Here is a 14,704-nt window from a genome sequence, read left to right as displayed (position 1 = left end):
GCATGCCTCGTAGGGACACGTCGATCAGCAAGGCGATGTCGCACGCGCTGCGGCACGAACCGCGTGCGTACGGGCTGGAGCTCGACGCCGACGGGAGCGTCCCGCTTGTAGACCTCGTGGACGCCTTGCAGCGGGCGGGCGTGGCAGCGTCCGAGGACGATGTTCACCGTGTGGTGGTCGAATCCGACAAGCAGCGCTTCGCCGTCGAAGGCGACCGGATCCGTGCGCAGTACGGGCACTCGATCGACGAGCGCATCGTGAAGCAATTGATCGTTCCGCAGCCGGTGCTCTGGCACGCAACTTCCCCCGCTGCGGCTGAGTCGATCCTGCGCGACGGGCTCTTGCCGATGGGGCGCCAGTACGCGCATCTGACGACCGATCGCGAGCTGGCGATGCAGGCTGGGCGGCGCAAGTCCACCGCTCCCGTCCTGTTGCGAGTCGATGCAGCTCGCGCCCACCTGGAGGGCGTGGAGTTCTCGGAGGGGCACGACCGGGTGACCCTGGCCTTGTTCGTTCCCGCTCAGTACATCTCGGCGGAAACCTCCCGATCCTGATGCCGCTGTTCCGACGGAGTGCTGGGCTGCGCCAGCGGGCGAGCGAGTTCAACGGTCGCTACTGGCGGAGTGCCATCCAAGTCACCTCAACCAACTGGGAGGGGCGCAGGGCGGCGGTGCACCGAGCAACGGATGCGGAGAAGCGACTGAGGGCGTTGCGCGGCGAATGGCACATGGGCCTCAAGCATCTGGTCGTGCAGTACTCCGCAGGTGTCAGCGTCGATGAGATCGGCGATGTAGCCGAGTCCGTCGCGGCCTCGTACTGTGCTTGGGTCACCTCCGCGCTCTCCGATGCCGGTCCTTCGCCCCGCCTCAGCGACGGGAACGAGTATTACATCAGCATCTTGCAACTTCTCGGGATCACGATGGGCTGTGGTCGGGACGACAGCGCGCGGACGATACTCGAGTCCGTGATCAGGCAGGGCGCGGATCCGTTGTTCTCGGCTCTTGCTTCTGCACACCGGCTGGCCCTTCCCAGCGGATCCCCTGCGGCTTCGACGCCCCGGGTTGCGCGGCCTCTGCTGGCGGTTCTTCAACGGCCCGAAGAAGCGGACCGCACGATCCAGACCTATCTGACGGACTGGCCAACGCGTATGAAGTCGATGAGCTGGATGGGGTCCCTGGAACGGGTCAGACCCGGTGACTCGTACGGTCAAGGCTTCATCGGGTACTGGGCGATGGAACTGCCTGCGGTGGCCAGTGCCATCGATGCGCACCTCGATGACGTTGTGTCGCCCTTCCTCCCGGCGGATCTCTTGTGAAGTTCGACAGATCTTTGGTCGGGCAGCCCAGGTGAGGCAACGAGACGAACGAGTGTCGACGGGGCAATCGCGTGCACTCCTCCCAGCGAGACTCTCGGTGAAGGCGGTCAACTGGCGGTCGAGCAGCGCCCTGTCGCTGCGAAGGCTCCTGGTCGCTACACGTACGAAGGTGGTTCAAGGTGATCGACGTCGAAGTGCTCCGCAGGCGGATCGCAGCGGAGTGGGACCGCAACGCCGAGGCCGTCCGCGCGCTCCCCGGGTACTCCGACGCATGAGCCGTCGCCCCGAGGAGGACACGGTCGCGTTCAGGAGACCGACGCGTCGTCCTCGTCCGCCCACAGTGGGTCGCTGACGGTTCGGGGCAGCAGCGCCCCCGGCGACCCCGGCCACCGCAACCGCGTGACCGGCCAGTTCGAGGCGAAGAGCTCGCGCCGCCCGGCATCGAACTCCTGCACCGTCTTGAGCTCGTCGTAGACCAGGGCGTACGCAGCCCGCAGGTTGTCGAAGTAGTCGTCCCACGAGTCGAACAGGGTGAAGGCGGCATCGGAGACCAGGTCGATCGACGACCAGGCATCGTCCTCGCTCAGGAGCCCGGCGGCGTACGCACCTCTGACGGCGGTGACCGCGTTCTTGACGTCCATCGACCAGAGCAGTTTCGGCGGGCGGTCCGCTCGGCGTTCGAGCAGGCTCGACCCTGCCCACGGGTCGGTGCCGAGCAGTGAGGACAGCCGGGTGAGCCGGGTCTCACCCTCGGCGGATCGGCTCAACGCGAGGAACTGCCACGACACGCTCTTCGGGCCGAGCAGGTCGACGGCGAAGGCCTGTGCGTCCCGCCCGCTTGCGATCTTGTAGGTCTCGTCGAGTTCGCGGCGCAGGAACGTCAGCGGGGGCAGGGGTATGGTCACGAAGGGCGACGGCGTGGTGTCCTGCAGGTACTCGCCGCCGAGCTCCACCCGCGAACCGTACGGGGCGAGCGACGCCGGCCACCATCCGTCGTGGAAGTCGCCGAACGAGGCGAGGGCCAGCTGCTGCAGTCGGCGGACGGGCAGCTCGCGGGCACCGGTGCGCTCCCGGTACCGCCGCTGTTCCCGCACCGGCAGCCCGATGTCACGGAGCGAGGTGATGAAGGTCAGCACGAACCACACGACGACGGCGATCAGGAAGCAGCGCCACACCGCCTGGATGCCGTACCCGAAGTACGCCCGGACGTCGTACGGACCGGCTGTGGCGGCGACGAGGGCGACGAAGAACGCGACGATCGCGATCGCCATGATGATCCACGCTGCGGCGCGGTCCCGTCGTCGCCCGGTCTGCTTCCGCGCCTTGGCGACCATCGCCCGGTGCCGCCAGCGTGGACGGACCGGGAACTCGCGGTCGCCGGGATGGTTCTGCAGTGCTTCCCCCATGACGATCGATCGTAGCGAGCGGCTCAGTCCTCGTCGACGGCGCCGACGAGCTCCGGCGCCGTGAGCAGCCGTGGCTCGTCCTCGATCGACGACGGGTCGGCGATGACCTTCGACTCGTCGAGCAGTGACAGCCGACGGGCGCTCGGCAGCACCTGGCGCTCGAGGGACCCGACGAACCGGTTGTAGTCGACGACGGAGCCCCGGATCGAGCGGCCGAGCTTGTCGACGTGCCCGGCCATCGTGGACAGCCGGCCGTAGAGCTCGCGGGAGACCTTGAAGAGCTCGTGGGCCTCTTGCGAGACGACGTCCTGCTGCCACGAGAACGCCACGGTCTTGAGCACGGACCACAGGGTCACGGGTGAAGCGAGCGCGATGCGCTTGCGGAAGGCGTGGTCGAGCAGGCCGGGGTCGGCGGCGAGGGCGCTCGAGATGAGCGACTCGGATGGGATGAAGGCGACGGTGAGCTCGGGGGAGGCGTCGTACCCGGTCCAGTATTCCCGTGCGGCGAGGGCGTCGACGTGCGCTCGGAGCGCCTTGACGTGCTGTCCGATGAGGGCGTCGCGCCGAGCCCCCTCGGCGCCGGTGGCGGTCGCCGGGATCTCGGCGGCCTGCAGGTAGGCGCTGAACGGCACCTTGGCGTCGACGGCGATGGTCTTGCCGCCGGGCAGGTGCACGACCATGTCGGGCCGGGCGGTGCCGGCCGAGGTGGTGACCGAGGACTGCACGTCGAAGTCGACCCGTTCGAGCAACCCGGCGGCCTCGACCACGTTGCGCAGCTGCGTCTCGCCCCACACGCCGCGGGTGCTGTTCGACGACAGGGCGCTGGCCAGGGTGTCGGCCGTGGCGCGCAGGCGTTCCTCTGACTCTGCGGCCGACCGGAGCTGCGCCGAGAGCGCGCCGTACTGCTCGCTCCGCGACTGCTCGAGCTCGGCGATCTTCGTGCGCATCACGTCGAGCGTCTGCGCCACGGGGCTGAGCGCGGAGAGCACCTTGGACTCGTTCTGGTTCCGTGCCGCGTCGACGCCGTGCATGCGCTGCACCAGGTGCTCGAGCTCGGCGGAGCGCCGTTCGAGCGAGTCGACCTGGCGGCGGTACTGCGTGTCCTGGGCGTCGAGGCGTTCCTCGGCGTCGCGGCGGGCACCCTCGAGCTGGCCGCGGAGCGCCTCAGCCGTCGCACGGGACGACGCGGCGTCGATGCCCGCGCGCGACCGCGCGAGCGACCAGGCGACGACCGCACCGACGGCGATGCCGATCACGAGACCGATGACCAGGGCGAGGATCTGCATGTCGTGACCTTGGCAGGACCCACCGACAGCGGGCCTCCCGGCACACCGACGCGGCCACGCGCCCGGCGGGACCAGCCCCGAAAACCATGTCATAACATTAGGGCAAACACGGTGTACAGTCGTGAACGTCCGCCGATGAAGCCGCACGGAAGGTCCACCACGTCGCATGACGAACCCCGCTCCCCACGCCTACGACGTGATCACGATGGGACGCGTCAGCGTCGACATCTACCCGCAGCAGACCGGCCCACTCGAAGACGTCACGACGTTCTCGAAGTCCGTCGGCGGCAGCGCGACCAACGTCGCCATCGCCGCAGCGCGCCACGGTGCCGACGCCGCGGTCATCACCCGCACCGGCAACGACCCCTTCGGCCGGTACATCGCCCGCACCCTGCCGGAGTTCGGCGTCGCGAACGCCTTCGTCGAGACGGTCGAGGGGCTGAACACCCCCGTCGCGTTCTGCGAGATCTTCCCGCCGGACGACTTCCCGCTGTACTTCTACCGTGCCCCGAAGGCGCCGGACCTGATGATCACGGCGAAGTCCCTGCCGCTGCACGAGATCGAGCGGGCGAAGATCTTCTGGACCACGGTGACCGGCCTGAGCGAAGAGCCGAGTCGGCAGGCACACCACGTCGCGTACGAAGCGCGCACAGCCGCGCAGAACAGCACGAAGAACCACACCGTCTTGGACCTGGACTACCGCTCGATGTTCTGGTCGAGCCCCGAGGCCGCGACGCGCGAGGTCGCCGTCGCCCTCGAACACGCCACGGTCGCCGTCGGCAACCGCGAGGAGTGCGAGGTCGCCGTCGGTGAGACCGACCCGGTCCGCGCCGCCGACGCCCTGCTCGAGCGTGGGGTCGAGATCGCCATCGTGAAGCAGGGCCCCAAGGGCGTGCTGGCGAAGACCCGCGACGAGTTCGTCGAGTTCCGCCCGCACCACATCGACGTCGTCAACGGGCTCGGCTCGGGCGACGGCTTCGGCGGCGCGCTGACCCACGGCCTGCTGCAGGGCTGGGGCCTCGAGCGGATCCTCGCCTTCTGCAACGCCGCCGGTGCCATCGTCGCGACGCGGTTCGAGTGCTCGACCGCGATGCCCACGAGCGACGAGATCGAGTCGTTCATCGCCAGCAACCCCGCCGACGGCACGAACCACACGAGCACGGGTGCGACCAACACCGAGGAGAAGACCCATGCCTGAGATCAGCCCCGCTGACTTCCAGCGCCTCCGGGACATCCGCGCCGGACAGCCCGAACTGGTGCGGTCCGTGCTCGACGCGCGGCACAAGCGCTCCCTGCTCGCCGACGACGGCAAGCTCTTCATCGTCGCCGCCGACCACCCGGCACGCGGCGCCCTCGCGGTCCGGAACGACGAGTCCGCCATGGCCGACCGCTACGACCTGCTCGAGCGGCTCGTCACGGCGCTCGGGCGCCCCGGGGTCGACGGTGTGCTCGGGACGCCCGACATCCTCGAGGACCTGGCACTGCTCGGTGCCCTCGACGGCAAGGTCGTCGTCGGCTCGATGAACCGGGGCGGACTGCGCGGCGCGACGTTCGAGATGGACGACCGCTACACGGCGTACTCGGCACAGGCCATCAAGGACTCCGGACTCGACTTCGCCAAGCTCCTGGTGCGCATCGCGCTCGAGGACGCGGGCACGGCCCCGACGCTCGAGGCCACGGCGCGCGCCGTCAGCGAGGCCGCCGCACTCCAGCTGCCGATCATGCTCGAGCCGTTCATGTCCGCGTGGCAGGACGGCCGGGTCGTGAACGACCTGACCGCCGACGCCGTCATCACCTCGATGGCGATCGCCGCGGGCCTGGGGGAGTCCAGCGCCTACAGCTGGCTCAAGATCCCGGTCGTCGACGACATGGAGCGGGTGATGGCGGCGACGACGCTGCCGACGCTCCTGCTCGGTGGCGACCCGTCGAGCAAGCCGCTCGAGACGTACGCCAAGTGGGCCGACGCCCTCGCACTCCCCGGCGTGCGCGGCCTGGTCGTCGGCCGGACCCTGCTCTACCCGCCGGACGGCGACGTCGCCACCGCGGTCGACGTGGCCGCCGGCCTCGTCCACACCGGGAGCGCCGGCACCGCGAACGCCGGCACCACGCACGAACAAGCCACCACACTCGAAGGAAGCAACGCATGACCACCACGGAGACCGCCACCACCACCGTCGGCCACTGGATCGGCGGCAAGCACGTCGAGTCCGCGTCGGGCAACAGCGCCCCCGTGTACGACCCGGCCCTGGGCGTCGCGACGAAGCAGGTCGCCCTGGCGAACGAGGACGAGATCCAGGCCGCCATCGCGAGCGCCAAGGCGGCGTTCCCGGCGTGGAGCAACCTGTCGCTCACCAAGCGCCAGCAGATCCTGTTCTCGTTCCGCGAGATCCTGAACCGCGACAAGGGCGAGCTCGCCGAGATCATCACGAGCGAGCACGGCAAGGTCATCGACGACGCCCTGGGTGAGATCGCCCGCGGGCAGGAGGTCGTGGAGCTCGCGACGAACATCCCAAGCCTGCTCAAGGGCGAGTTCTCCGACCAGGTCTCGACCGGCATCGACGTGTACTCGATCCGGCAGCCGCTCGGCGTCGTGGGCATCATCAGCCCCTTCAACTTCCCGGCGATGGTGCCGCTGTGGTTCCTGCCGATCGCGATCGCCGCGGGCAACACCGTCGTGCTGAAGCCGTCCGAGAAGGACCCGAGCGCCGCCATCTGGCTCGCTGAGAAGTTCTCCGAGGCCGGTCTCCCCGACGGTGTCTTCAACGTCCTCAACGGCGACAAGCTGAGCGTCGACGGCCTGCTCACGAGCCCCGACGTCGAGTCGATCTCGTTCGTCGGTTCCACGCCGATCGCGCAGTACGTCTACGAGACCGGCACGAAGCACGGCAAGCGCGTGCAGGCCCTGGGCGGCGCGAAGAACCACATGCTGGTGCTGCCGGACGCCGACCTCGACCTGGTCGCGGACAACGCCATCAACGCGGGCTTCGGCTCCGCCGGTGAGCGCTGCATGGCGATCTCGGTCGTCGTCGCCGTCGAGCCGGTGGCCGACGAGCTCATCCAGAAGATCAAGGACCGCGCGGCCACCCTGCGCATCGGCGACGGTCGTCGCGGATGCGACATGGGCCCGCTCGTCACGAAGCAGCACCGTGACAAGGTCGCCTCGTACATCGAGGTCGCAGAGCAGGACGGTGCGGTGGTTGTGGTGGACGGCCGCACCGTCCGACCCGACGGCGACGAGAACGGCTTCTGGCTGGGCCCGACGCTGATCGACCAGGTCCCCACCACGAGCCGCGTCTACACCGAGGAGATCTTCGGCCCGGTGCTGAGCGTCGTCCGGGTCGCCACGTACGAAGAGGGCCTCGAGCTCATCAACTCGGGTGCGTACGGCAACGGGACCGCCATCTTCACCAACGACGGCGGCGCTGCCCGTCGCTTCCAGCGCGACGTGCAGGTCGGCATGATCGGCATCAACGTCCCGATCCCCGTGCCGGTCGCGTACTTCTCGTTCGGCGGCTGGAAGAACTCGCTGTTCGGTGACCACAAGGCGTACGGTGCCGACGGCGTGAGCTTCTTCACCCGCCAGAAGGCGATCACCAGCCGCTGGCTCGACCCGTCGCACGGCGGCATCAACCTCGGCTTCCCGTCGAACAACTGAGCCGCAGCATGGCGAACGAACAGCACGAGCACGACCAGTGGTTCATCTCGAAGGGGAGCCGGCCGGAGGCCGGCTGGACCGACGTCGTCGACGGCCGCATCGCAGGATGGGCGCACACCGGGCTCCGGACCGGCACCCTGACGGACGGTGACCCGACCGGCACGCGCGAGTTGCGCCTCCCGGCCGACGCCGTGGAGCGCATCGTCGTGCCGCTCGCCGGGTCGTTCCACGTGACCTACGCGGGCGCCGCCGGGGACGGCGAGCAGGCCCTGCAGGGGCGCGCGAACGTCTTCGAGGGCCCCACCGACGTCCTGTACCTCGGGTCCGGCACCGCGGCGACGATCACCGGCGCAGGCCGGTTCGCGGTCGCCGAGGCGCCCACCGACACCGTCAAGCCGACCACGTACGTGGCCCGGCAGGACGTGCCGGTGGAGCTCCGCGGTGCCGGGCAGTCGAGCCGCCAGGTGCACAACTTCGGCACCCCGGCGGCCCTCGACGCGGACAAGTTCATCGTGTGCGAGGTGATCACGCCGGCCGGCAACTGGTCGTCGTACCCGCCGCACAAGCACGACACGAACGTGCCGGGCGAGGAGTCGAACCTCGAGGAGATCTACTACTACGAGTCCGCGGTCGCACGCGGACTTTCCGCTCCGGCCACCGCCGACCCGTTCGCACTGCACCGCACGTACGCCTCGGACGACCGTCCGATCGACGAGTTCCGCGAAGTGCGCACCGGCGACGTCGCGCTGGTGCCGCACGGCTGGCACGGTCCCGCCGTCGCCGCCCCCGGCTACGACATGTACTACCTCAACGTGATGGCCGGACCCGACCCGGAGCGCGTCTGGAACATCACCGACGACCCGGCCCACGGCTGGGTCCGCCAGGCCTGGGCGAGCGAGCAGCTCGACCCGCGCCTGCCCTACGAAAGGAAGCACGCGTGACCACCAACACGCGCCGGATGACCGTCGGCCAGGCGCTCGTCGAGTTCCTGGCGAACCAGTGGACCGTCGACGGCGACGTCCGCGAACGCACCATCCCGGGGATCTTCGGCATCTTCGGGCACGGCAACGTCGCCGGCGTCGGACAGGCCATCAAGCAGCTCCACGTCGAACAGCCCGGCCTGCTGCCGTACCACCAGGCGCGCAACGAGCAGGCGATGGTGCACGAGGCCGTCGGCTTCGCCCGCATGCACCGCCGCCGTGCGACCTTCGCCGCGACGGCGTCGGTCGGCCCCGGTGCCGCGAACATGCTCACCGCTGCTGCGCTCGCGACGACGAACCGGCTGCCCGCACTGCTGCTGCCGTCGGACACGTTCGCGACGCGGACCACCGACCCGGTGCTCCAGCAGATCGAGCTGCCGCACGACACCTCGATCCAGGTGACGGATGCGTTCCGTCCGCTGTCGCGCTACTTCGACCGCGTCGAGCGCCCCGAGCAGCTGTTCTCGATCGCCCTCGCCGCGATGCGCGTGCTCACCGACCCGGCCGAGACCGGTGCCGTGACCATCGCACTGCCCGAGGACGTGCAGGCCGAGGAGTTCGACGTCCCCGTCGCGTTCCTGCAGCCGCGCGAGTGGCACATCCGTCGTCCGCTGCCCGAGCACGGGCCGCTGGCGCGTGCGGTCGCCGCGATCCGGGGCGCGCAGCGTCCGGTGATCGTCGCGGGCGGCGGCGTGCTGTACTCCGGCGCGGAGCACGAGCTCGCGGCCTTCGTCGAGGCCACCGGCATCCCGGTCGGTACCTCGCAGGCCGGCGGCGGCTCGCTCGTCTGGGACCACCCGCAGTACCTCGGTGGCATCGGCGCGACCGGCACGGCCGCCGCGAACGCGGTCGCCGCGCAGGCGGACGTCGTGATCGGGATCGGCACGCGCTACAGCGACTTCACGACCGCGTCGCGGACCGCGTTCCAGAACCCGGACGTCACGTTCGTGAACGTCAACGTGGCCGCGTTCGACGCGTACAAGCACGGTTCGCAGCTGCCGCTGATCGCGGATGCCCGGGAGGCCCTGGTCGCGTTGACCGCGGCGCTCGCGTCGTCCGGGGCGTCACCCGCAGAGCCCGCGTTCGTCGTCGACGCCGCCTACGCTGCGGAGATCGCGTCGCTGAAGGCGGCGTGGGACGCGGCCGTCGACGGCGCGTTCGCGCCGTCCGGCGCCGACCTGCCCGGTCAGCCGGAGATCATCGGCGCCGTGCAGTCGGTGTCCGACCCGCGCGACGTCGTCATCCAGGCGGCCGGCTCGCTGCCCGGCGACCTGCACAAGCTCTGGCGTGTGCAGGACGCCCTCGGCTACCACGTCGAGTACGCGTTCTCGTGCATGGGCTACGAGATCGCCGGCGGCATCGGCGTCCGTCGTGGCGCCCCGGACCGCGACGCGATCGTCATGGTCGGCGACGGCAGCTACCTCATGCTGCACACCGAGCTCGTCACCGCCGTGGCCGAGGGCATCAAGATCATCGTCGTGCTCATCCAGAACCACGGGTACGCGTCGATCGGGCACCTGTCCGAGACCGTCGGGTCCGAGCGCTACGGCACGAAGTACCGCTACCTGGACGAGACCCAGTCGTTCGACAACGGCGACCCGCTGCCGGTCGACCTCGCGGCGAACGCGCGGTCGTACGGCGTCGACGTGATCGAGGTCCAGCCCGGCCCGGACAGCATCGAGGACCTCAAGGCCGCGGTGCGCCAGGCGAAGGCGAACGACCACACCACCCTCGTGCACATCAACTCGGACCCGCTGGTCTACGCCCCCGAGGGCGACGGCTGGTGGGACGTGCCGGTGGCGCAGACCTCGACGCTGTCGAGCACGCAGACCGCCCGCGCCGAGTACGAGCAGCAGGTCGCCGCACAGCGCCCGCTGCTCGGCTGAGCACCACCGTCCACCACAGGCACCACACCCAGAAAGCAGACGACGACGTCATGACCGACACCGCCACCGCCACCGACGCCATCCGGATCGGCACCGCCCCCGACTCGTGGGGCGTCTGGTTCCCCGACGACCCCAACCAGGTGCCGTGGAAGCGCTTCCTCGACGAAGCGGCCGCCGCCGGGTACGAGTGGATCGAGCTCGGACCGTACGGCTACCTGCCGACCGACCCGTCGCAGCTGTCCGACGAGCTCGAGTCGCGCGGGCTGAAGCTGTCCGCCGGAACGGTGTTCACCGGGTTCCACAAGGGTGAGGACCAGTTCCAGCGTGCCTGGGACCAGGCCGTGGCGGTCGCGGGTCTGGCGGCGAAGCTCGGCGCCCAGCACCTCGTGACGATCCCGGACCTGTGGCGCTCGGACGCAACGGAGGAGATCCTCGAGTCGCGCACCCTGACCGACGAGCAGTGGGACCGCCTCGGCAAGGGCCACGACCAGCTCGGCAAGGCGCTGCTCGAGGAGTACGGCGTCCACCAGCAGTTCCACACCCACGCGGACAGCCACGTCGGCACCTACAAGGAGACCGTGCGGTTCCTGTCGGAGACTGATCCGGCGTACACGAACCTCTGCCTCGACACCGGCCACTTCGCGTACTACGGCGGCGACAACCTCAAGCTAATCGCCGCGCACCCGGAGCGGATCGGCTACCTGCACCTCAAGCAGGTGGACACCGACCTGCTCTTCGACGTGCTGAAGAACGACGTCCCGTTCGCCACCGCCGTGTCGCAGGGGATCATGACCGAGCCGCCGCACGGCACCCCGGAGCTCGCCCCGATCATCGAGGCCGTCGCGAAGATCAACCCGGACGTCTTCGGCATCGTCGAGCAGGACATGTACGGCTGCTCGGTCGACGCCCCCGGCCCGATCGCCGAGCGCACCTTCCAGCACATCTTCGGTTCCACGTCCGCCGCCCGCGTGTCCTGACCGGCCCCAGCAGCCGTCCACGCAGCGTCATCTACCCCAGGAGCACCGCCATGAGCACCACTGACAACCTCCGCGTCGCCGTCGTCGGCGCGGGCGCCATGGGCAGCGACCACATCCGTCGCATCACCTCGACCATCGCCGGCGCCGACGTCGTCGCGATCGTCGACCCGGACACCGGCCGTGCGACCGCCGCCGCCGCGAAGGCGCCCGGCGCGATCACCGCGGCATCGTTCGAGGAGGCGCTCGACGCCACCCCGATCGACGCCGTCATCGTCGCGACGCCCGGCTTCCTGCACGAGCCGGTCCTGGTGCCGGCGATCGAGCGCGGTCTCGCCGTCCTGTGCGAGAAGCCGCTCACGACCTCGGCCGAGGACTCGTTGCGGATCGTCGAACTCGAGCAGGCGACGTCCGACCGTCCGAAGATCCAGGTCGGTTTCATGCGCCGCTTCGACAAGGGCTACCAGGAGCTGCGCGCGCTGCGCGAGTCCGGGGCCAACGGGGCCCTGCTCGCGCTGCACCACGCGCACCGCAACCCGACCACGCCGCCGAACTTCAGCGAGTCGATGCTCATCCACGACTCGGTGATCCACGAGATCGACATCATCCCGTTCATCACGGGCGAGGCGATCACGAGCGTCGAGGTCAAGAAGCCCCGCAAGAACTCGCTCGCCCCGGCCGACCTGCCCGAGCCGCAGTTCGTGCTGTTCACCACCGAGTCCGGCACCATGGCGATCGTCGAGATCAACGTGAACGCCCAGTTCGGCTACCAGGTCACGACCGATGCGGTGTTCGAGTCCGGTGTCGCGTACATCGGTCGCGAGACCTCGCTCAACCTCGTGTCGCGGGGTGTCTCCGGCCAGGGCGTCACCCCGTCGTTCGTCGAGCGCTTCGGTGCCGCGTACGACGAGGAGGTGCAGCGATGGGTCGACGCCGCGCGCACCGGTGGCATCGACGGCCCGAGCGCCTGGGACGGCTACACGGCGTCGGTGGTCGCCGAGGTCGCCGTGCGTGCGCAGCAGTCCGGTGCGCTCGAGCCGATCACGTACGCCACCGCGAAGCCCGCGTTCTACGAGACGGCCTGATCGATGCCGAAGATCGCACTCGACCCCACGCCGTACCACCACGACCTGTCGCTGCTGGAGTTCCCGCAGAAGGTCGCCGACCTCGGCTACGAGTACCTGCAGCTCACCCCGCACAAGGACTTCATCCCGTTCTACCGGCACCCCACGGCCGACGACGACCTCGTCGACGCGTTCGCCGCGGCGTGCACGACGGCCGGGGTCCAGGTCGCGTCGGTCCTGCCCGTCCTGCGCTGGGCCGGCCCGGACAAGGAGGCCCGCGAGGCCGCCGTCAAGAAGTGGAAGCGGGTCATCGAGATCACGAAGCGCCTGGGCGTGGACACGATCAACACGGAGTTCTCCGGCCGACCCGAACGCGCTGAGGAGTCCGAGGACCAGTTCCACTGGGCGATGGAGGAGCTCCTGCCGATCATCGAGGACTCCGGCATCCGGGTCCTCATCGACCCGCACCCCGACGACTTCGTCGAGGACGGGCTCGAGGCGCTCCGGGTGATCCGCGGGCTGAACTCGAAGAGCATCGGCTTCGTCTACGTCGCCTGCCACACGTTCCACTACGGCGGGAACATGGACGAGATCATCGACGCCGCGGGTGATTCGCTGCAGCTCGTGCACGTCGCCGACGCGTACGACCACCACCGGTCGCACGGCCTGCGCTACATCACCAACCCGCCCGGCAACCCGGTCCGCGTGCACCAGCACCTGCCGGTCGGCCAGGCGGACGTCGACTTCGACGCCTTCTGGGCCGCCCTCGACCGGGTCGGCTTCACGGCGCGCGAGGACACCGTCGCGGTGTCGAGCGTCTTCGCCGAGGACGAGAACGCCGACGAGGTCTCGCGCTTCCAGCTCGACACGATCAAGAAGGGACTCACACGATGACCGACACCCTCTCGTCACCGGCGACCACCGACGCCGACGTCCGACCCGTCACCCTGCAGGCCGCGTCGCAGACCGTGACCGCCCTGTGGAACGACTCCGCCGACCCGCGCGAACTGTCCACCGCGATCCACGAGTACGGCGCCGTCGGGGCGACCTGCAACCCGGTGATCGCGTACACCTGCATCAAGCAGGACCCCGAGACCTGGGTGCCGCGCATCCGCGAGATCGCCGCGGAGCACCCGACCGCGGGGGAGTCCTGGATCGGTTGGAAGGCCGTCGAGGAGCTCTCCATCGCGGCGGCCGAGCAGCTGCTGCCCGCGTTCGAGGCGTCCGGCGGCCGCAACGGTCGCCTGTCGATGCAGACCGACCCGCGCTTCCACCGCGACGCCGACGCCCTGGTCGAGCAGGCCGTACGGTTCTCGCAGCTCGCCCCGAACATCATCGTGAAGATCCCCGCCACCAAGGTCGGCATCGCCGCGATCGAGGAGGCCGCCTACCGCGGGGTCTCGATCAACGCCACGGTGTCCTTCACGGTGCCGCAGGTCGTCGCCGTCGGTGAGGCCATCGAGCGTGCGCTCGACCGTCGTGCCGCCGACGGGCTGCCCGACCAGGAGTTCGGCCACGTCGTCACGCTGATGGCCGGCCGGTTCGACGACTGGCTGAAGACCGTCGTCAAGCGGGACCACGTCATGGTCGACCCCGGCATCCTCGAGTGGGCCGGCGTCGCCGCGGTGAAGAACGCCTACCGGGTGTTCCAGGAGCGTGGCTTCCGGTCGCGCGTGCTCGTCGCCGCCTTCCGGAACGCCCTGCAGTGGTCGGAGTTCCAGGGCGGGGACCTCGTCGTCTCGCCGCCGTTCCAGTGGACGAAGGACATCAACGCGAACGCGTTCCCGTTCCGTCCGGACGCCATCCACGACGAGGTGCCGGCCGACGTCATCGCGGCTCTGCGCGCGGCGACGCCCGAGTTCGCGCGCGGGTACGACGTCGACGGCATGACGATCGACGAGTTCGACCGGTTCGGCGCCACGGTGACGACGCTGCGCCAGTTCCTCGACGCCGACGCGCAGCTCGACGCCCTGGTGCGGGACATCATCTTCCCGCCGAACTGAGCCGAGCCACTTCGTGAGCAGAAGACGTCGGGTCGCCCCAGGTGACCCGACGTCTTCTGCTCACGGTGTTTGTACTGACAAACCACGAGCGATCCCGTACGATGGTTGGCGCGCTCCAATCGGCGCCCACGAACG

At 69.6% G+C, this 14,704-nt stretch carries 13 protein-coding genes; 11 read left to right on the top strand and 2 right to left on the bottom strand.

The window, feature by feature from the left end; translation table 11 throughout:
- Positions 1-2: 2 nt before the first annotated feature.
- Positions 3-554: an RNA 2'-phosphotransferase gene (locus M4960_RS10815; RefSeq protein WP_248704224.1), complete on the top strand. Its 552-nt coding sequence runs from the start codon at positions 3-5 to the stop codon at positions 552-554.
- Positions 554-1,315, top strand: a complete 762-nt coding sequence (locus M4960_RS10810) for a PoNe immunity protein domain-containing protein (RefSeq protein WP_248704223.1) — start codon at positions 554-556, stop codon at positions 1,313-1,315. The genes M4960_RS10815 and M4960_RS10810 overlap by 1 nt, the downstream gene beginning before the upstream one ends.
- Positions 1,316-1,620: 305 nt before the next feature.
- Here the strand turns inward: M4960_RS10810 and M4960_RS10805 are convergent, their stop codons facing one another.
- A complete protein-coding gene (locus tag M4960_RS10805) occupies positions 1,621-2,721 on the bottom strand; it encodes a DUF1266 domain-containing protein (protein ID WP_248704222.1) in 1,101 nt (366 codons plus the stop codon).
- Between the two features lie 23 nt (positions 2,722-2,744).
- A complete protein-coding gene (locus M4960_RS10800) occupies positions 2,745-4,007 on the bottom strand; it encodes a DNA recombination protein RmuC (protein WP_131845303.1) in 1,263 nt (420 codons plus the stop codon).
- A 166-nt stretch (positions 4,008-4,173) separates the two neighbouring features.
- Between M4960_RS10800 and iolC the strand changes: the two genes are divergently transcribed.
- From iolC to M4960_RS10755, 9 genes are read left to right on the top strand one after another with little or no spacing between them, the layout of a single operon-like run.
- Positions 4,174-5,205, top strand: coding sequence for a 5-dehydro-2-deoxygluconokinase (iolC, locus tag M4960_RS10795; protein WP_123294149.1), 1,032 nt, complete (start codon positions 4,174-4,176; stop codon positions 5,203-5,205).
- Positions 5,198-6,154 carry a class I fructose-bisphosphate aldolase gene (locus M4960_RS10790; RefSeq protein ID WP_200849152.1) on the top strand — a complete coding sequence of 319 codons (957 nt, stop codon included), beginning with the start codon at positions 5,198-5,200 and terminating at the stop codon, positions 6,152-6,154. The genes iolC and M4960_RS10790 overlap by 8 nt, the downstream gene beginning before the upstream one ends.
- Positions 6,151-7,662 (top strand): CoA-acylating methylmalonate-semialdehyde dehydrogenase, encoded by a 1,512-nt coding sequence (locus M4960_RS10785; protein WP_173169470.1) that lies wholly within the window; start codon positions 6,151-6,153, stop codon positions 7,660-7,662. Before M4960_RS10790 ends, M4960_RS10785 begins: the two co-directional genes overlap by 4 nt.
- A gap of 8 nt (positions 7,663-7,670) precedes the next feature.
- Positions 7,671-8,603, top strand: a complete 933-nt coding sequence (gene iolB / locus M4960_RS10780; RefSeq protein ID WP_248704221.1) for a 5-deoxy-glucuronate isomerase — start codon at positions 7,671-7,673, stop codon at positions 8,601-8,603.
- A gap of 17 nt (positions 8,604-8,620) precedes the next feature.
- Entirely contained in the window at positions 8,621-10,528 is a 1,908-nt protein-coding gene (gene iolD, locus M4960_RS10775) for a 3D-(3,5/4)-trihydroxycyclohexane-1,2-dione acylhydrolase (decyclizing) (protein ID WP_248704313.1), read from the top strand.
- Between the two features lie 50 nt (positions 10,529-10,578).
- A complete protein-coding gene (locus M4960_RS10770; RefSeq protein ID WP_248704220.1) occupies positions 10,579-11,505 on the top strand; it encodes a sugar phosphate isomerase/epimerase in 927 nt (308 codons plus the stop codon).
- 50 nt (positions 11,506-11,555) lie between these two features.
- Positions 11,556-12,587, top strand: a complete 1,032-nt coding sequence (locus M4960_RS10765; RefSeq protein WP_248704219.1) for a Gfo/Idh/MocA family protein — start codon at positions 11,556-11,558, stop codon at positions 12,585-12,587.
- A gap of 3 nt (positions 12,588-12,590) precedes the next feature.
- Complete coding sequence (locus M4960_RS10760; RefSeq protein ID WP_123938993.1) at positions 12,591-13,460, top strand: sugar phosphate isomerase/epimerase; 870 nt, start codon at positions 12,591-12,593, stop codon at positions 13,458-13,460.
- A complete protein-coding gene (locus M4960_RS10755) occupies positions 13,457-14,569 on the top strand; it encodes a transaldolase family protein (RefSeq protein ID WP_123340670.1) in 1,113 nt (370 codons plus the stop codon). Before M4960_RS10760 ends, M4960_RS10755 begins: the two co-directional genes overlap by 4 nt.
- Positions 14,570-14,704: the final 135 nt, after the last annotated feature.

The sequence above is a fragment of the Curtobacterium sp. MWU13-2055 genome (assembly GCF_023242305.1).
Classification (GTDB): domain Bacteria; phylum Actinomycetota; class Actinomycetes; order Actinomycetales; family Microbacteriaceae; genus Curtobacterium.
Note: the sequence above shows the minus strand (reverse complement) of the source record. Positions and strands in the feature narration are given on the sequence as shown.